Origin of the sequence: Bradyrhizobium sp. cf659, from assembly GCF_900113725.1 — a bacterium.
Classification (GTDB): domain Bacteria; phylum Pseudomonadota; class Alphaproteobacteria; order Rhizobiales; family Xanthobacteraceae; genus Bradyrhizobium.
In genome coordinates this window covers 209354-226992 of record NZ_FOQJ01000008.1, presented here as the reverse complement: position 1 = coordinate 226992, position 17639 = coordinate 209354, and the positions used below count along the sequence as shown (strand labels likewise).

15 protein-coding genes are annotated in these 17639 nt (G+C 64.8%); 4 read left to right on the top strand and 11 right to left on the bottom strand.

What is annotated here, in order from left to right; all coding sequences use genetic code 11:
* Positions 1–98 precede the first annotated feature (98 nt).
* The 9 genes from BM118_RS28515 to BM118_RS28475 form a co-directional block, all read right to left on the bottom strand.
* On the bottom strand, positions 99–3068 hold the full coding sequence (locus BM118_RS28515; protein ID WP_092189564.1) for a 2-oxoglutarate dehydrogenase E1 component: 2970 nt from the start codon (positions 3066–3068) through the stop codon (positions 99–101).
* A gap of 137 nt (positions 3069–3205) precedes the next feature.
* Entirely contained in the window at positions 3206–4090 is an 885-nt protein-coding gene (gene sucD / locus BM118_RS28510) for a succinate--CoA ligase subunit alpha (protein WP_092189563.1), read from the bottom strand.
* Between the two features lie 64 nt (positions 4091–4154).
* Complete coding sequence (locus BM118_RS28505; protein ID WP_143099532.1) at positions 4155–4616, bottom strand: hypothetical protein; 462 nt, start codon at positions 4614–4616, stop codon at positions 4155–4157.
* A gap of 10 nt (positions 4617–4626) precedes the next feature.
* On the bottom strand, positions 4627–5106 hold the full coding sequence (locus BM118_RS28500) for a DUF1579 family protein (RefSeq protein WP_092189559.1): 480 nt from the start codon (positions 5104–5106) through the stop codon (positions 4627–4629).
* Positions 5107–5110: 4 nt separating this feature from the next.
* Complete coding sequence (gene sucC / locus BM118_RS28495) at positions 5111–6307, bottom strand: ADP-forming succinate--CoA ligase subunit beta (protein ID WP_092189557.1); 1197 nt, start codon at positions 6305–6307, stop codon at positions 5111–5113.
* A gap of 220 nt (positions 6308–6527) precedes the next feature.
* Positions 6528–7496, bottom strand: a complete 969-nt coding sequence (gene mdh, locus BM118_RS28490; protein ID WP_008145224.1) for a malate dehydrogenase — start codon at positions 7494–7496, stop codon at positions 6528–6530.
* 262 nt (positions 7497–7758) lie between these two features.
* Positions 7759–8943, bottom strand: a complete 1185-nt coding sequence (gene zapE / locus BM118_RS28485) for a cell division protein ZapE (protein ID WP_092189555.1) — start codon at positions 8941–8943, stop codon at positions 7759–7761.
* Between the two features lie 173 nt (positions 8944–9116).
* Positions 9117–9653: an RNA 2',3'-cyclic phosphodiesterase gene (gene thpR / locus BM118_RS28480; RefSeq protein WP_092189553.1), complete on the bottom strand. Its 537-nt coding sequence runs from the start codon at positions 9651–9653 to the stop codon at positions 9117–9119.
* A gap of 174 nt (positions 9654–9827) precedes the next feature.
* The gene (locus tag BM118_RS28475) at positions 9828–10472 is read right to left on the bottom strand and encodes an arylesterase (protein ID WP_177234788.1); all 645 of its coding nucleotides are present in this window, start codon (positions 10470–10472) and stop codon (positions 9828–9830) included.
* 55 nt (positions 10473–10527) lie between these two features.
* On the opposite strand from BM118_RS28475, the gene BM118_RS28470 reads away from it, so the two are divergent.
* The 4 genes from BM118_RS28470 (at position 10528) to BM118_RS28455 (ending at position 15636) form a co-directional block, all read left to right on the top strand.
* Entirely contained in the window at positions 10528–11250 is a 723-nt protein-coding gene (locus tag BM118_RS28470; protein WP_092189549.1) for an ABC transporter ATP-binding protein, read from the top strand.
* Positions 11247–13817, top strand: coding sequence for an ABC transporter permease (locus BM118_RS28465; RefSeq protein WP_092189547.1), 2571 nt, complete (start codon positions 11247–11249; stop codon positions 13815–13817). Before BM118_RS28470 ends, BM118_RS28465 begins: the two co-directional genes overlap by 4 nt.
* Before the next feature lie 268 nt (positions 13818–14085).
* Entirely contained in the window at positions 14086–14877 is a 792-nt protein-coding gene (locus tag BM118_RS28460; protein WP_092189545.1) for a Bax inhibitor-1/YccA family protein, read from the top strand.
* A 228-nt stretch (positions 14878–15105) separates the two neighbouring features.
* Positions 15106–15636 (top strand): GNAT family N-acetyltransferase, encoded by a 531-nt coding sequence (locus tag BM118_RS28455; protein WP_092189543.1) that lies wholly within the window; start codon positions 15106–15108, stop codon positions 15634–15636.
* A 121-nt stretch (positions 15637–15757) separates the two neighbouring features.
* On the opposite strand, the gene BM118_RS28450 is transcribed toward BM118_RS28455, so the two are convergent.
* On the bottom strand, positions 15758–16129 hold the full coding sequence (locus BM118_RS28450; protein ID WP_092189541.1) for a DUF2794 domain-containing protein: 372 nt from the start codon (positions 16127–16129) through the stop codon (positions 15758–15760).
* Between the two features lie 622 nt (positions 16130–16751).
* A complete protein-coding gene (locus BM118_RS28445; protein WP_092189539.1) occupies positions 16752–17528 on the bottom strand; it encodes a DUF1223 domain-containing protein in 777 nt (258 codons plus the stop codon).
* Positions 17529–17639: the final 111 nt, after the last annotated feature.

Genomic DNA, 17639 nt, shown 5'->3' with positions numbered 1-17639 from the left:
AGCAGGCCATCCAGCAAGCCGGGGCGTTCGCATTCACGAGGACGCCACGGCATGCCGGATGCCCCGCTTTTGGCGGGGCATGACGCAGTTCAAAAAGTTCAGCTCAGTGCTTCGTCCAGGAACGCCTTCAGCTGAGCCTGATGCTTGGACATCAGACCCGTGGCGGTCGCGGCGGAAGCGGCGCGGCCGACATAACGCGGACGCCGGCTCGCACCGTTCACCTGGTTCAGCACCCATTCCAGATAGGGCTCGATGAAGTGCCAGGCACCCATGTTGCGGGGCTCTTCCTGGCACCACACCACTTCGGCCTTCTTGAAGCGCGACAGCTCGGCCACCAGCGCCTTCAGCGGCACCGGATAGAGCTGCTCGACGCGCATCAGGTAGATGTCGTCGATGCCGCGCTTCTCCCGCTCCTCGTAGAGGTCGTAATAGACCTTGCCGGAGCAGAGCACGATGCGGCGGATCTTCTCGTCCGGAACGAGCTTGATCGCCTCGCTCGGCAGCATCTGGGCGTCATCATAGAGGATGCGGTGGAAGGTCGTTCCCTTCGCGAGCTCTTCCAGACGCGACACCGCCCGCTTGTGACGCAGCAGCGATTTCGGCGTCATCACGATCAGCGGCTTGCGGATCTCGCGATGCAGCTGACGGCGCAGCACGTGGAAGTAGTTCGCCGGCGTGGTCGGATAGACCACCTGCATGTTGTCTTCTGCGGACATCTGGAGATAACGCTCGAGACGCGCCGAGGAGTGCTCCGGTCCCTGGCCCTCATAGCCGTGCGGCAGGAGGCAGACGAGGCCGGACATGCGCAGCCATTTGCGCTCGCCCGAGGAGATGAACTGGTCGAACACGACCTGCGCGCCGTTGGCGAAGTCGCCGAACTGGGCTTCCCACAGGGTCAGCGTGTTCGGCTCGGCGAGCGAGTAGCCGTATTCGAAGCCGAGCACCGCTTCTTCCGACAGCAGCGAGTTGATGACCTCGTAATGGCCCTGCTCATGGCCGAGATGGTTGAACGGCGTGTAGCGGCTCTCGTCCTCCTGGTCGATCAGGACCGAGTGGCGCTGCGAGAAGGTGCCGCGCTCGGAATCCTGTCCGGACAGACGGACATGGTGGTTCTCATTGAGCAACGAGCAGAACGCCAGCGCCTCGCCGGTCGCCCAGTCGATGCCCGCGCCGGTGTCGATCGCCTTGGCGCGGTTGTCGAGGAAGCGCTGGATGGTGCGGTGGACGCGGAAACCATCCGGCACCTTGGTGATCTTGCGCCCAATATCCTTCAGTGCGGCGATGTCGACGCCGGTGACGCCGCGCCGCGCGTCCTCTTCCTGGTCGGCGATCTTGAAGCCGGCCCACTTGCCGTCGAGCCAGTCGGCCTTGTTCGGCTTGTAGCTGGTGCCGGCCTCGAACTCGGCATCGAGCCGCGAGCGCCAGTCGGCCTTCAGCTTGTCGACCTCGCCCTCGGTGACCACGCCCTCGGAGATCAGGCGCTTGGCATAGAGCGACAGCGTCGACGGATGGGCCGCGATCCGCTTGTACATCACCGGCTGGGTGAACGCCGGCTCATCGCCCTCGTTGTGGCCGTAGCGGCGATAGCACCACATGTCGATCACGACCGGCTTGTGGAACTTCTGCCGGAACTCGATCGCGACCTTGGCCGCGAACACCACGGCTTCCGGATCGTCGCCGTTCACGTGGAAGATCGGCGCGTCGATCATCTTCGCCACGTCCGACGGATAGGGCGAGGAGCGCGAGTAGCGCGGATAGGTGGTGAAGCCGATCTGGTTGTTGACGATGAAGTGCACGGAGCCGCCGGTGCGGTAGCCCTTCAGGTCGGACAGGCCGAAGCATTCCGCGACCACGCCCTGGCCGGCGAACGCTGCGTCGCCATGCATCAGCAGCGGCAGCACCGAGATGCGCATGTCGGGCGGATCGCCGTGCTGGTCCTGCTTGGCGCGGACCTTGCCGAGCACGACGGGATCGACGATCTCGAGATGCGAGGGGTTGGCGGTCAGCGACAGATGGATGCGGTTGCCGTCGAACTCGCGGTCCGAGGAGGCGCCGAGGTGATACTTGACGTCGCCGGAGCCTTCGACCGCATCAGGATTGGCCGAGCCGCCCTTGAACTCGTGGAACAGCGCGCGGTGCGCCTTGCCCATCACCTGGGTCAGCACGTTGAGGCGGCCGCGATGCGGCATGCCCAGCACGATCTCCTTCACGCCGAGATTGCCGCCACGCTTGATGATCTGCTCGAGCGCGGGGATCAGGGATTCGCCGCCGTCGAGACCGAAGCGCTTGGTGCCGGTGAACTTGGTGTCGCAGAACTTCTCGAAGCCCTCGGTCTCGACCAGCTTCGTCAGGATGGCGCGACGGCCTTCGCGGGTGAACGAGATCTCCTTGTCCGGACCCTCGATGCGCTCCTGGATCCAGGCCTTCTGCGCGGCATTGCTGATATGCATGAACTCGACGCCGAGCGTCTGGCAGTAGGTGCGCTCGCAGATCGCGGTGATCTCGCGCAACGTGCCGTATTCGAGGCCGAGCACGTGATCGAGGAAGATCTTGCGGTCGAAATCGGCCTCGCTGAAGCCGTAGGTGCGCGGATCGAGCTCTTCGCGGTTGCGCTGAGCTTCGATGCCGAGCGGATCGAGCTTGGCGTGGAAGTGGCCGCGCATGCGGTAGGAGCGGATCAGCATCAGGGCGCGGACGGAGTCGCGCGTGGCCTGAAGCAGGTCCGCGGAGGAGAGGCCGGCGCCCTTGTCGCCCCCCTTGGCCTGCGCCTTGGCGGCGATCTTGGCACCGACCGCCTTCTCAACCTCGGCCCAGTTGCCGTCGAGGGCGGAGGTCAGGTCGTCCTGCGGCGTCAGCGGCCAGTTGGCGCGCTCCCAGGACGGACCTTCGGCGTTCTTGCGGACGTCGTCCGGCTGGTCCTTCAGGCTCTTGAAGAACTCCTGCCACTCGGCGTCGACCGAGGACGGGTCCTTCTCGTAGCGGGCGTAGATTTCGTCGATGTAGGTGGCGTTGGTGCCCTGCAAAAAGGAAGAGAGGGCAAAGGCTGCGTTCGCGTCCTGGCGAGACATACTTGAGTTCCTGGCGATTTCGGTTCGCGCATAACAAACGGCGCTGGCGCTGGGCTCCCCGGCAGAGGCCCAGCGCGATTGGCACCATTTACCCTATTTGCTGCGAAACTTCGCCCGGAAAAGTACGAAGAAGTGAATTAGCCTTTCAACTTTTCGGCAAGCGTGTGCCCGAGGCGGGCGGGAGACGGCGACACTGTAATCCCAGCCGATTTCATCGCATCGGTCTTGGAACCGGCGTCGCCCTTGCCGCCCGAAATGATCGCGCCGGCATGGCCCATGCGGCGGCCGGGAGGGGCGGTGACGCCGGCGATGAAACCGACCATCGGCTTCTTGCGGCCGCGCTTGGCCTCGTCCTTGAGGAACTGGGCGGCGTCCTCCTCGGCGGAACCGCCGATCTCTCCGATCATGATGATCGATTCCGTCTTGGGGTCGGCGAGCAGCATCTCCAGCACGTCGATGAATTCGGTTCCCTTGACCGGGTCGCCGCCGATGCCGACCGCGGTGGTCTGGCCGAGGCCTTCCTGCGAGGTCTGGAACACGGCTTCATAGGTCAGCGTGCCGGAGCGGGAGACGATGCCGACGCTGCCGGTCTTGAAGATGTTGGCGGGCATGATGCCGATCTTGCATTCGCCGGCAGTCATGACGCCCGGGCAGTTCGGCCCGATCAAGCGCGACTTGGAACCGGCCAGCGAGCGCTTCACGCGGACCATGTCGATGACGGGAATGCCTTCGGTGATGCAGACGATCAGCGGGATCTCGGCGTCGATGGCTTCGCAGATCGCATCGGCCGCGCCCGGCGGCGGCACGTAGATCACCGACGCATCGGCACCGGTCTTCTCACGCGCCTCGCGCACGGTGTCGAACACCGGCAGGCCCAGATGCGTCGCGCCGCCTTTGCCCGGCGAGGTGCCGCCGACCATCTTGGTGCCGTAGGCCATCGCGGCCTCGGAGTGGAAGGTGCCGTTCTTGCCGGTGAAGCCCTGGCAGATGACCTTGGTGTTCTTGTCGATCAGGATGGACATGAGACGAGCCTGCTTTCGTGGATAACTGTTACCTGGCCGGATGACGGCCGCTCAACGTGACGATTCAATCGAAAGAGTAACCGCCGAAAAAGATTTCGTGCGGCTCACCCTTTTCGAAAATGACTGTGTAGACCGCCGATCCGCGGTCGATGCGATCCCACATTCGCTGATTGGTTTCGACCTCTTTGCGCGTCGGCTTTGATGTTCCGAACAGACCTTCCACGTCGGGCGGAGCCAGCGGGAAGGCCGTCATGAATGGCATTCCGCTCCCATCGAAAGGCGCCGGCGCGACCTGCACGATGTCGAGGATGGATCGGGTCCCGGTTTCGTCGCACTGCTCCATGACCTGCTCGATCGAAGCGTGTTTCGCACCCGGGACAGGAGCGGACAAATCGATGGGGAAGGTCTGGCGCGGCGTCACGGGATTGTAGCGCCCCGCTTGAAACTCGCGGTCCCGCAACTTCTGCAACGCTGCACCAAAATCGTCCTCATACGGAACGAAATACCAGTATGGATGAGCACCCATGGATCTCGCCCTAATGGATCCGCCGGTAGACGCCGGTGAGCACGTCGGCCCAGCCTTCCGCGTCCGGCGAGAACTGGATCTTCAACGCATAGGAATTGTCGTCGATGATCTCGTAGACGTGGCGCGCATTGCCGCGGAGCGAGCCGCGCACCAGTGTCAGGGTCTTGCCGACCCACCCGCCAGAGGCGGGCGAGGGCGGCGTGTAGCCGAGCGAGTCGTACCAGAACAATTTGTAGGTCCGGTCGTCGCGGTCGAAGGTGAAGATGCCGTGGGTGGCAAAACTCTGCTTGCCGTCGCGCATCTGGACCGCGTCCTGGATCAGATAGAATCCGTTGAGGTCCATGCGCGCGACAGTGCGCGAGGTGGCCGGCCCGCCCGCATTCCAGCGCGACGGGAAGACCACCTCTTCGCCATCCCATTCGCCGGCGAACGCGGCGAGGCGCGCGTGCTCGGGGAGCGGAGATGATGCGGCGAGATGGTCCTGGGTCATGGCCTTAGCCTCCCTTGACGGCCTTCACGATCTTCTGCGCGGCGTCGTCGAGATTGTCGGCCGGCACCACGTTCAGGCCGGATTCACGGATGATCTTCTTGCCGAGCTCGACATTGGTGCCTTCGAGGCGGACCACCAGCGGCACGCTGAGGCCGACTTCACGAACCGCAGCCGTGACGCCCTCGGCGATCACGTCGCACTTCATGATGCCGCCGAAGATGTTGACCAGGATGCCCTTCACGTTGGGATCGGCGGTGATGATCTTGAACGCGGCCGCGACCTTCTCCTTGCTGGCGCTGCCGCCGACGTCGAGGAAGTTCGCCGGCGCCATGCCGTAGAGCTTGATGATGTCCATCGTCGCCATGGCGAGACCGGCGCCGTTGACCATGCAGCCGATGTTGCCGTCGAGGGTGACGTAATTGAGGTCGTGCTTGGACGCCTCGATTTCCTTGGCGTCTTCCTCGGTCTCGTCGCGCAGCGCGAGCACTTCAGGGTGACGGAACAGGGCGTTGTCGTCGAACGACACCTTGGCGTCGAGCACGCGGAGCTGGCCCTGCTTGGTCACGACCAGCGGGTTGATCTCCAGCATCGACATGTCCTTGGCGACGAACGCCGCGTAGAGCTGCGCGGTGAGCTTCTCGGCCTGCTTGGCGAGATCGCCGGAGAGTTTCAGCGCGTTGGCGACGGTGCGGCCGTGATGGCCCATGATGCCGGTCGCGGGATCGACCGAGAAGGTGACGATCTTCTCAGGCGTGTTGTGCGCGACGTCCTCGATGTTGACGCCGCCCTCGGTCGAGACAACGAAGGAGACGCGCGAGGTCTCGCGGTCGACCAGGATCGAGAGATAGAATTCCTTGTCGATGTCGGAGCCGTCCTCGATGTAGAGGCGGTTGACCTGCTTGCCGGCCGGGCCGGTCTGCACGGTCACCAGCGTGGCGCCCAGCATCTGCTTGGCGAATTCGGAGACCTCGGCGGCCGACTTGGCGATGCGGACGCCGCCCTTGTCGCCGGCGGAGGCTTCCTTGAACTTGCCCTTGCCGCGGCCACCGGCGTGGATCTGGCTCTTCACCACCCAGACCGGACCCGGCAGCGCTTTGGCCGCAGCGTCCGCGTCAGCGGCCTTCAGGACCGGGACGCCCTTTGAGATCGGCACGCCGAACTCACCCAGCAGCGCTTTGGCTTGATATTCATGGATATTCATATGGTCGCTCCCTGAACCCGCGGGCGGTGACCTCGTAGGCCCACCTCAGTCTTGTGGCTGGCATACCATATACCACAGGAACTGCAACCCGGATTCTTTGACATCGATCTCTGGACTGCTGAGCCGGAACCCGCCAAGCCTTCAACAAGAGTTGCAGTCGGGGTCCGGAAGTGAAACCGCCGAAGACCGGGTTTCGATCTTCGGCGGGAATTGCTTTGCCTTAGCGGCCGAGAAGATCGGGTGCGATCTTCTTGCAGGCGTCGACCAGGCCCTGTACGGCGCCGACCGACTTGTCGAAGGCCTCGCGGTCCTTGCCGGCGAGCTCGATCTCGACGACGCGCTCGACGCCCTTAGAGCCGATCACGACGGGCACGCCGACATACATGTCCTTCACGCCGTATTCGCCGTTCAGATACGCAGCGCTGGGCAGCACGCGCTTCTTGTCGCGCAGATAGCTCTCGGCCATCGCGATCGCGGACGCGGCCGGGGCGTAGAAGGCCGAGCCGGTCTTGAGCAGGTTGACGATCTCGGCGCCGCCGTTGCGGGTGCGGTCGACGATCTCGTCGAGGCGCGCCTGCGAGGTCCAGCCCATCTTGACGAGGTCGGGCAGCGGGATGCCGGCGACGGTGGAGTACTTCACCAGCGGCACCATGGTGTCGCCATGGCCGCCGAGCACGAAGGCGGTGACGTCTTCAACGGACACGTTGAACTCGTCGGCCAGGAAGTAGCGGAAGCGCGCCGAATCCAGCACGCCGGCCATGCCGACGACCTTCTTGTGCGGCAAGCCCGAAGCCTTCTGCAGCGCCCACACCATCGCGTCGAGCGGGTTGGTGATGCAGATGACGAAGGCATCGGGGGCGTACTTCTTGATGCCGGCGCCGACCTGCTCCATGACCTTGAGGTTGATGGAGAGGAGATCGTCGCGGCTCATGCCGGGCTTGCGCGGCACGCCGGCGGTGACGATGCAGACCTTGGCGTTGTCCAGCGCCTCGTAGGAATTCGCGCCGGTGTAGTGCGCGTCAAAACCGTCGACCGGCGAGGACTGCGCAATGTCGAGCGCCTTGCCCTGCGGCACCCCCTCGGCGATGTCGAACATCACGACGTCGCCCAGTTCTTTCAGGCCGATGAGGTGAGCCAGCGTTCCGCCGATCTGACCGGAGCCAATCAAAGCAATCTTGTCGCGCGCCATGTGAACCTGTCCTTTAGACACGTAAGGAGGGGAAAACTGACAGGGTGGTTATCCCTTTCGCCTCGCCCGTTCAAGTCGGTGGATGCCCAATTGTCGGGCTTGCCGATATCGCAGCCAGCATACCCCGTCCGTCATTCCGGGATGCGCCGACAGGCGCAGGCCCGGAATCCATCGGGCTGCAGAGTTGGTGGCGCGATGGATTCCGGGCTCGCGACTTTGTCGCGCCCCGGAACGACACCGGCGAGAGCGGAGAAAATAGGACTTAAGTCTCCACCAGGCCCTTGGTAGAGCCGCTGGCGGTGGAATCCTTGCGGCCGTGAGCCAGCGCCAGATAGGATTCCGAGCTCATTTCGATCAGGCGCGAGGCGGTCCGCTTGAACTCGTTGGCCTCGTTGCCCTCGTCGGCGAGGTACAGCGAGATCGGGTTGGCGTCGGCCGAGGCCATCAGCTTCACGGCATTGTCATAGAGCGTATCGATCAGCGTGATGAAGCGCTTGGCGGCGTTGCGCTGGGAGAAGTCCATCACTGGAATATGGTCGACCAGGATGGTGTGATAGTCGTGCGCGAGCCTGAGGTAATCCGATGCGCCGAGCGGCTTCTCGCAGAGATCGGCGAACGAGAACCGCGCCACACCATGGGCCGAGCACGGCACGTGCAGGATGCGGCCCTTGATCGAAATATCGCGCGACTTGCATTTGGCGCTGCCACTCATCCGCGACCAGGCGCGGTCGAGCGCGGCATCCGCATCGCTGTCCGCCGGCGTCAGCCACATCGGCACGCCCTGAAGCTTCTCCAGCCGGAAGTCGGTGCGCGCATCGAGCCGCGCGACGTCCATGTGATCGGTGATCTGCTTGATGAAGGGCAGGAACAGCGAACGGTTGAGGCCGCCTTTGTAGAGATCGTCGGGCGCGACGTTGGAGGTTGCGACCACCACGGTGCCGAGCTCGAACAATTTGGCGAACAGGCGTCCCAGGATCATCGCGTCCGCGATGTCGGTGACGTGGAATTCGTCGAAGCAGAGCAGCCAGCTCTCCTCGAAGATCGCGTTCGCGGTCAGCGCGATGACGTCGCCGTCGGCGATCTCGCCGCGCGCGATGCTCTGGCGATAGTCGTAGATGCGCTCGTGCACATCGGCCATGAATTCGTGGAAATGCGCGCGCCGCTTGTACTCGACCGAAGACTGCTGGAAGAACAGGTCCATCAGCATGGTCTTGCCGCGGCCGACCTCGCCATGGATGTAGAGCCCGCGCGGCGCCTCGTCCTTGTCACTGCTGAACAGGCGGCTGAGCAGGCCCTGCTTGCGCTGCGGCTTGTAAGCCGCGAGCCGCTGGTCGAGCGCCGCATAGGCTTCGGCGACTTCGGCCTGCGCGGCATCGGGCTCGATCGCGCCGTCGGCGATCTGGGCCTGAAAGGCCTCGCGGAATGGGGAACTGGGGGTCGAGAGCATGGCCCTTTACCGCCAGAGACGGACGGAAATTGCAAGCCGTGAATTGAGGCCAGAGGTATGCGCTTTCGCGTCCCGGACGCGCAGAGCCGGGACCCACTATTTCGTTCATCGCCAGATATCGTTCGTTGTGGAGCGCTGGGCCCCGGCTCTGCGGCCGGGGCGCGAGAGTTGCGCTACGCACACAGCTCGTAGGCGTCCTCGACCACATACGGCCCGCCGCCGGTGGAGGCGCGCGACGAGAACAGCACGAAGCGTTCGGCCATGAACGCCTTGCTCGGGAAGTAACCGCGCAGCGACAGATAGTCGGCGACGTCGCGGTCGGATGCGTCGTACAGCCGGGCCAGCGTGACGTGCGGGATGAATTTGCGCCCCTCCGGATTGAGGCCGATCCGCTGCATCATGCGTTCGAGCTCGGCCTGCAATTCCATCAGCGGCTTGCTCGGCGCAATGGTGGCGACCACCGCGCGCGGCTTGCGGCCGCCGAAGCTCGTGAGCCCCTGCACCTTCACCTCGAACGGCTTGCGGTCGACGCGAAACAGCATCGAGGCGATCTCGTTGGCGGAGACGCCGTCGATATCGCCGATGAAGCGCAAGGTGACGTGATAATTTTCGGGATCGATCCAGCGGGCGCCGGGAAGGCCGCCCCTCAAGTTGGAAAGCGTCTGGCCGATCTCGGCCGGAATTTCCAGACCAGTGAACAAACGCGGCATCGTTTCTCACTCCCGATGCTTGGGTACGGCCCCTTGAAGCAGGACCTTATCCAAATTAGAGCCGGCGACGAATCACCGGTACCCTGATTCCTATCGCAGTTGTGTGACTCTGCGAAGCATCGCGCGGGCCACCCCGGGAAAACCCTGGGAATTAGGGTTAGCGTTGCCTGCTTTTCAACGGCGCTGCTCGCTTATGTTGCGCAAGAATGCCTCCGCCGTGGGCAGCATGTTGCCGACGATGATGTCGACGCCGGCCGCGGTCGGATGGATGCCGTCGGCCTGGTTGAGCTTGGCGTCGGCCGCAACGCCGTCGAGGAAGAACGGATAGAGCGGCACGTCGAATTGTTTCGCCAGATCCGGATAAATCGAATTGAAGCGCGCGGCATAATCGGCGCCGTAATTCGGCGGTGCCAGCATGCCGCACAGCATGACTGAAATCCTGCGGGCCTTCAGACGCTGGACGATGTCGGTCAGCGCGGTGCGCGTCAGGCCAGGATCGATGCCGCGCAACGCGTCGTTGGCGCCGAGCTCGATGATCACGCCCTCGGTTCCCTCAGGCACCGACCAGTCGAGCCGGTCGCGGCCGCCGGAGGCGGTGTCGCCGGACACCCCGGCGTTGGTCATGTCGACCTCTATGCCATTGGCCCGCAAGGCTTTTTGAAGTTTTACGGGGAACGCCTCCTGGGCCGGAAGGCCAAGGCCCGCGCTCAAGGAATCGCCGAGGACCACCAGCTTGATTGGTTTGGCGGCCGGCTGTGCTTGTGCCGACGCCGCTATCGCCATTGTCATCAAGGCGAGCATCAACACGGCTATGTGCATGAACATTCCGTAACGCCTCTCGACCGCGCCATCGGAGTTGCCATATGACCGGACCATGGACACTCGCATCGAATCCTCTTCGCTCGCCGGCACCGCGCCGGACACCATCGCCATCTCCAACGTCAATCTCTCATTGGGTACGGGCGCGGCACGCGTTCACATCCTCAAGGATATCAACCTGCGGGTCGCCTCGGGCGAGACGATTGGCCTGATCGGCCCGTCAGGCTCGGGCAAATCCACGCTGCTGATGGTGATGGCGGGGCTGGAGCGTCCTGATAGCGGAGAGGTGGTGGTGAACGGCACGCCTTTCAATGCCCTCGACGAGGACGCACTCGCCCGCTTCCGCGGCCGCCAGGTCGGCATCGTCTTCCAGTCCTTCCATCTGATCCCGACCATGACGGCGCTGGAGAACGTCGCCGTGCCGCTCGAGCTTGCCGGCAATCCCGACGCCGCAAAACGCGCGGCGCAGGAGCTGCAATCGGTCGGGCTCGGCGACCGCCTGCATCATTATCCGACGCAGCTTTCCGGCGGCGAGCAGCAGCGCGTCGCGCTCGCCCGCGCGCTGGCGCCCGATCCCGCCATCCTCGTCGCCGACGAGCCGACCGGCAATCTCGACGAGGCGACCGGAAAGCAGATCGTCGACCTGCTCTTCACCAAGCATGCCGAGCGCGGCATGACCTTGGTGCTGGTCACGCACGATTCCTCGCTCGCGCATCGCTGCGATCGCGTGATCCGCCTGCGCTCCGGGCGCATCGACACCCAGTCTGCGCCGGCATGAGCGCCGCGGCCGAACCGTTCGCGCGACCCAACGTCGCCGCGTTGTCGCTCCGCTACGCGCTGCGCGAATTGCGCGGGGGCCTGCGCGGCTTCTATGTTTTCATCGCCTGCATCGCGCTCGGCGTGATGGCGATCGCCGGCGTCGGCTCGGTGTCGGCGAGCCTCTCCGACGGCCTCGCCCGCGAAGGCCGCACGCTGCTCGGCGGCGACGTCTCCTTCGTGCTGTTCCAGCGCGAGGCCAAGCCTGAAGAAGTCGCCTTCCTGCGTTCGCGCGGCACCGTCTCGACCGCCGCGACCCTGCGCGGCATGGCGCGCTCGGCCGAGGGCAAGCTCGCGCTGGTCGAGATGAAGGCGGTCGACGACACCTATCCGATGCTCGGCCAATTGACGCTGGCGCCGCCGCTTGCGATGTCCGACATCCTTGCAGAGCGTGACGGCGCATTCGGCGCGGCTGCCGATCCGACGCTGCTGGCGCGGCTCTCGCTCAAGACCGGCGACCGCGTCACCATCGGCTCGGCGACCTTCCAGATCCGCAGCACCGTCGAAGCCGAGCCCGACAAGCTCGCCGGCGGCATCGGCTTCGGTCCGCGCTTCCTGATCAGCGAGGCAGGCCTGCGGGCCACCGGCCTGATCCAACCCGGCAGCCTGGTGCGCTGGGTCTATCGGGTGAAGCTGCCTGAGGCCGCCAACAACGAGCGTGCCACCGACGCCTTCATCGCCGATGCGCGCAACGCCGCGCCGCAGGCCGGCTGGGAAGTCCGCAGCCGCTCCAACGCCTCGCCGCAGCTCGAGCGCAACATCAGCCGCTTCACGCAGTTTTTGACGCTGGTCGGCCTCGCCGCGCTGCTGGTCGGCGGCGTCGGCGTCGCCAACGCGGTGAAGAGCCATATCGACCGGAAGCTCGAGGTGATCGCGGCCTTCAAGGCCGTCGGCGCCACGGGCCGCGACGTGTTCGGCATCTATCTCGCTCAGGTCGTCCTGCTGGCAGCGATCGGGTCCGTGATCGGGCTCGCGCTCGGCGCCGCGATGCCCTTCGCCATCGTCGGGCTGTTCGGCAAGCTGTTGCCGCTGCCGGTGGTGCCGGCCGTGCACGCCGACGAACTCGCGCTGTCCTTCGTCTACGGCCTGTTGACCGCGCTCGCCTTCGGCCTGTGGCCGCTCGGACGGGTGCACGACGTGCCGGTCGCCGCGCTGTTCCGCGACACCATCAGCTCCGAATGGCACCGGCCGCGCTGGAGCTATCTCGTGTTCATGGGCGTCGTGATCACCCTGCTCGTCGCGGTCGTGATCGGCCTGTCCTTCGACAAGCGCATCGCCGCGGTGTTCGTGGCGTCCTCGGTCGTCGTGTTCGCGCTGCTGCGCGGCATCGCCGCCCTGCTGATGACGATCGCGCGACGGCTGCCGCGGACGCGCCTGCCGATGCTGCGGCTGGCGATCGCCAACATCCACCGGCCGGGCGCGCTGACGCCCTCGGTCGTGCTGTCGCTCGGCCTCGGGCTCGCCGTGCTCGTCACCATCACCCAGATCGACGGCAATCTGCGCCGGCAGTTCCTCGCAGCCCTGCCGGATCAGGCGCCGTCGTTCTTCTTCATCGACATTCCGAGCACGCAGGCGGCGCAGTTCGACGGCTATCTGCGCCAGGTCGCGCCCGGCGCCAAGGTCGAGGACGTGCCGATGCTGCGCGGGCGCATCGTCGCCGCGCGCGGCGTCCGCGCCGAAGAGCTCAAGCCGACCACCGATTCCGAATGGGTGCTGCAAAGCGACCGCGGCCTCACCTATACCGGCGAGCTGCCGAAAGGCTCCAAGGTGGTCGAGGGCGAGTGGTGGAGCGCCGACTATTCCGGCCCGCCGCTGGTCTCGATGGAGAAGAAGATCGCCGACGGGCTCGGCCTCAAGCTCGGCGACGAGGTCGTGGTCAACGTGCTCGGCCGCGACATCCCGGCGAAGATCAGCAATCTGCGCAACATCGACTGGCAGGGCCTCGGCATCAATTTCGTGCTGGTGTTCTCGCCGAACGCCTTCAAGGGCGCGCCGCACACCCATATCGCGACGCTGACCGAAGCCGGCGGCAACGCCGAAGGCGACGGCAGGATCATCAAGCAGGTCGCCGACGCCTACCCCATGGTGACGAGCGTGCGCGTGCGCGAGGTGATGGAGACGGTCGGCTCGGTCGTGACCAATCTTGCGCTGGCGATCCGCGGCGCCAGCGCCGTGACCCTGATCTCGGCGATCCTGGTGCTGGGCGGGGCGCTCGCCGCCGGCCATCGCCACCGGGTCTACGATGCGGTGATCCTGAAGACGCTGGGCGCGACGCGGCTGCGGCTGCTCGGCGCCTATGCGCTCGAATACCTCCTGATCGGGCTCGCCACCGCCGTCTTCGGCGTGATCGCCGGCAGCATCGCCGCCTGGATGATCGTGACGCGGCTGATGACGCTCAGCTTCGTCTGGCAGGCCGGCAGCGCAGCCGGCGTGGTCGTGGCCGCCCTGGTCGTCACCGTCGGGCTCGGGCTCGCCGGCACGCTTCTGGCGTTGAACAAAAAGCCCGCCACGGTGTTGCGGAATTTGTGACAAAAGGTAGCGGGCCGCCGCGCGGGTGCGAAATCGCACGATTCCGGCGATTAACCACGTCTGCTCGTCTGGATTGCGGGCGAGGGCGACATTCAGCCGCGCGTGGACGGTTGCAGCGAATGTGTTAGTTTCCCACATATCGAATGGGTTCGGAGCCCCGATTGTTAGCCAAAATTTAGTCGGAAGACATCGGTATCCGAGATAGAATTTGACGAACCGGCGGCATGGCGACCCTCATGCCGGACCGGCCAACCAACGGGAATCGACCATGTCGGACCTAGACCGTAACTACGCTTCTCCTTTCGGCAGGGCCGCCGGGCGTGTTGACGCCGCGACGGTCGACGCCGGTCTGCGCGCCTACATGCTGCGCATCTACAATTACATGAGCATTGGCCTCGCCATCACGGGCCTTGCCGCACTCGGCGTCTACATGGCCGCCGTGACTGACGTTCCGACCCCGGAAGCCGTCCGCGTCGGCAAGCTGTTCCTGACGCCGTTCGGCTATGCGATGTTCGTCAGCCCCCTGAAGTGGCTGTTCATGCTCGCGCCGCTCGCCATGGTGTTCGTGATCTCGGCAGGCATCAACCGTCTGGCACCCTCGACCGCCCAGATCCTGTTCTGGGTGTTCTCGGCGCTGATGGGCATCTCGCTGTCGTCGATCTTCCTGGTGTTCACGCACACCTCGATCGTGCGGGTGTTCTTCATCACCGCGGCGACCTTCGGTGCGCTCAGCCTCTACGGCTACACCACCAAGCGTGACATGACCGGGATGGGCTCGTTCCTGTTCATGGGCCTGATCGGCATCATCATCGCCAGCCTGGTGAACCTGTTCCTGGCGAGCTCGATGCTCCAGTTCATCGTGTCCGTGGTCGGCGTGCTCGTGTTCGCGGGCCTCACCGCCTGGGATACCCAGCGGCTGAAGAACGACTACATCTACGGCTACGCTGCGGCCGGCGGTGACATCGCAGAGCGTGCGGCCATCACCGGCGCGCTGTCGCTGTACCTGAACTTCATCAACCTGTTCACGCTGCTTCTGCAGCTCCTCGGCCAGCGCGACTAAGCACTGCGACGAGAGAATGGACACGAACCCCGGCCGCAAGGCCGGGGTTTTTGTTTTGGGCAGGGTGCCTCCACGAACACCGTCATTGCGAGCGCAGCGAAGCAATCCAGAGTGCCTCCGCGGATGCATTTCTGGATTGCTTCGTCGCAAGGGCTCCTCGCAATGACGGAGTATGTGGAAACGATGTTGCCCCTTCCGGCCGCCGCGGGAAGGCTCTAATCTTTCCCCATGTCCACACCTGAAATCAGGCCCACCCTTGAGGCCGACCTCCCCGCCATCACCGCCATCTACCAGCAGGCCGTCCGCGAGGGCACGGCGACGTTCGAGCTGGAACCGCCCGATCTTGCCGAGATGACGCGGCGCTACCGCGCGCTGGTCGACGGCGGCTATCCCTATTTCGTCGCCATCCTCGACGGGCGCGTCGCCGGCTACGCCTATGCCGGCGCCTACCGGCCGCGGCCGGCCTATCGCTTCACGGTCGAGAACTCGATCTATCTCGATCCCTCCTTCCACCGCCGCGGCGTCGGCTCGTTGCTGCTGGAGCGGCTGATCACCGAGTGCGAGGCGCGCGGCTTCCGCCAGATGATCGCGGTGATCGGCGATTCCGCCAATGCCGGCTCGATCGGCGTGCACACCAAAGGCGGCTTCAGGATGATCGGCACGCATCCCAATGTCGGGCTGAAATTCGGCCGCTGGCTAGACACGGTGATGATGCAGCGCGAGCTCGGCGAGGGCGCAAGCACGGTGCCGGGGAAGTAGGGCTCACACGGTCATTCCGGGGCGCGCGCAAGCGCGAACCCGGAATCCGGAAGTTGTGAGCGAATACGGATCGGGATTCCGGGTTCGCGACTTCGTCGCGCCCCGGAATGACGGCGTTGGGCTACACCACCGCCAGCTTGCGATCGATCACCAGCAGCACGCGCTCGAGCTCGTGGCCGCGGCGCAGGATCAGGCCGGTCGCCGAGATCACGCTGTACATGCCCTGCTTGCGCGCGAGGCGCGGGTCCTTCTCGATGCGATAGATCGGCACTTCCGAGGCGCGGCGATAGACTGAGAACACCGCGCGGTCCTTCAGGAAGTCGATGGCATAGTCGCGCCACTCGCCGTCCGCGACCATGCGGCCGTAGAGATTGAGAATTCGGCGCAGCTCGAGCCGGTTGAAGGTCACCTGGTTCGGCTGCGCATTCGCAGCGACGGGGCGCGCCGCCGCGCGCTGCTCACTCGGATCGGCATCCTCCGACATCAGACTCATGGGAAGCGCCTCCTCATCGCACGGCATGATCGCGTCCGCGAAAACCGTCCCCGGAACCGCGGATCATGACAATCGCATGATTGCGCCAACCGTTCCCCGCCGCAAGGGGCTCTCGAGGGCTCTTTGGAAGAGCTCCCGGTGCAACCCATCGAATCGGGCGTGAATCGGAGCACACGCAACGGTGGAACTCTGTCGCGACGAACCGTCACGGGATCGTTAGCAGGAATCATAGTATCGCCGCTTTTCCGCCCAGCGCCTGCCGCCCTGCACTGCGAAAAGACCTGTGTGCGTTGACCCGGTCCTTTCGGTTCCGGATTCCTCAGCCCCCAGCCCCCCGGGGTCGATAGGATCGGGTCTGTACGCACGACAAGGAGGGCCAGCGCAAGTTGGTCCTTTTTTGTTTGTGTCGGGATGTTTCTGCCGCGCTGTCATTTCGGGGCGCGCGAAGCGGGAACCCGAAATCCATCAATCCGAATTTCCCAGCTGAGAAATGGATTCCGGGCTCGCGCCAAAAAGTGGGGCGCCCCGGAATGACGAGAGAGCAGATTGTCCGAGACAATCTTACATACGCTCTCTCCCCTCATGGTGAGGATGCGAGCACGACGCTAGCGAGAGATTCGAATCAGTGCAGCGACGTGTACGCCGCGCCCAGCATCGGGCCGGGTTTCTCGCGGCTGCCGTCCTGGACATAGACCACCGCGCCGTCGACGCCGTCGCGCGTAAGGTTCTCGATCGGCACCGTCCAGCTTTCCGGACGACCGGTCCAGTCGCCGACCTTGAGCAGGTTGCGCACCACGTTGTGATAGGTGACTTGCTGTCCGCGATTTTCGCCTTTGGCGATCGCGATCGGCACTGACCTCGCGATCGAGCAGATCCAGACCTCGCCGTGCGAGATCGCCGGCTCCTTGCTCGCGGCCACCGACACGTTAATCTGCTTGCCCGAGAGCGACATCGTCACCGGCACGCTCATCACGCCCGTGCCCTTGTCGGTCTTGCCGATCGCGCTCTCGATGCCGGCACGATCACTGCCGATGACATGCGTCGAGCCATTCACCACGACCTGCGGCGTGTAGACCTCGCGGTCGCCGCGCATGCGCGAATAGGCGCGCTGCCGCGCCGAGAAGCGCGAATCCGCCAGCGTGTCCTTCCAGCCGAGATAATCCCAATAATCGATCGGCATGCTCAGCGCGATGATCGAGGGGTCGCTGGAGAGATCGCCGATGATCTTGTCGGCGGGCGGACAGGAGGAGCAGCCCTGCGAGGTGAAGAGCTCGACCACGGCGCGGGGATCAGCCTGGGCGGGACGGATGACGGCGACGATCGCACAGATACCGAGTGCTCCCGACCAGAGGGCACCGGACCAACGTGAAATCGGATGAGAAGCCGTCATTGCTGTCATGTCGAACGCCGCACACCATTGCTCGTGGGAAGGGAAATCTTATCGCCTGATGGTCACCGTAGTCTTACGGGCGCGACACACTCATCCGTCCTGGCCGAAATTTCCGCCGGG

Bases quoted from the DNA above. Each gene is read 5' to 3' on its own strand.
- thpR (WP_092189553.1), bottom strand. From the start codon at position 9,653: ATGCCGCGTTTGTTCACTGGTCTGGAAATTCCGGCCGAGATCGGCCAG.
- BM118_RS28515 (WP_092189564.1), bottom strand. From the start codon at position 3,068: ATGTCTCGCCAGGACGCGAACGCAGCCTTTGCCCTCTCTTCCTTTTTG.
- BM118_RS28465 (WP_092189547.1), top strand. From the start codon at position 11,247: ATGAGCGCCGCGGCCGAACCGTTCGCGCGACCCAACGTCGCCGCGTTG.
- BM118_RS28460 (WP_092189545.1), top strand. From the start codon at position 14,086: ATGTCGGACCTAGACCGTAACTACGCTTCTCCTTTCGGCAGGGCCGCC.
- BM118_RS28500 (WP_092189559.1), bottom strand. From the start codon at position 5,106: ATGACCCAGGACCATCTCGCCGCATCATCTCCGCTCCCCGAGCACGCG.
- mdh (WP_008145224.1), bottom strand. From the start codon at position 7,496: ATGGCGCGCGACAAGATTGCTTTGATTGGCTCCGGTCAGATCGGCGGA.
- sucC (WP_092189557.1), bottom strand. From the start codon at position 6,307: ATGAATATCCATGAATATCAAGCCAAAGCGCTGCTGGGTGAGTTCGGC.
- zapE (WP_092189555.1), bottom strand. From the start codon at position 8,943: ATGCTCTCGACCCCCAGTTCCCCATTCCGCGAGGCCTTTCAGGCCCAG.
- BM118_RS28470 (WP_092189549.1), top strand. From the start codon at position 10,528: ATGGACACTCGCATCGAATCCTCTTCGCTCGCCGGCACCGCGCCGGAC.
- BM118_RS28445 (WP_092189539.1), bottom strand. From the start codon at position 17,528: ATGACAGCAATGACGGCTTCTCATCCGATTTCACGTTGGTCCGGTGCC.
- BM118_RS28475 (WP_177234788.1), bottom strand. From the start codon at position 10,472: ATGCACATAGCCGTGTTGATGCTCGCCTTGATGACAATGGCGATAGCG.
- sucD (WP_092189563.1), bottom strand. From the start codon at position 4,090: ATGTCCATCCTGATCGACAAGAACACCAAGGTCATCTGCCAGGGCTTC.
- BM118_RS28450 (WP_092189541.1), bottom strand. From the start codon at position 16,129: ATGAGTCTGATGTCGGAGGATGCCGATCCGAGTGAGCAGCGCGCGGCG.
- BM118_RS28455 (WP_092189543.1), top strand. From the start codon at position 15,106: ATGTCCACACCTGAAATCAGGCCCACCCTTGAGGCCGACCTCCCCGCC.
- BM118_RS28505 (WP_143099532.1), bottom strand. From the start codon at position 4,616: ATGGGTGCTCATCCATACTGGTATTTCGTTCCGTATGAGGACGATTTT.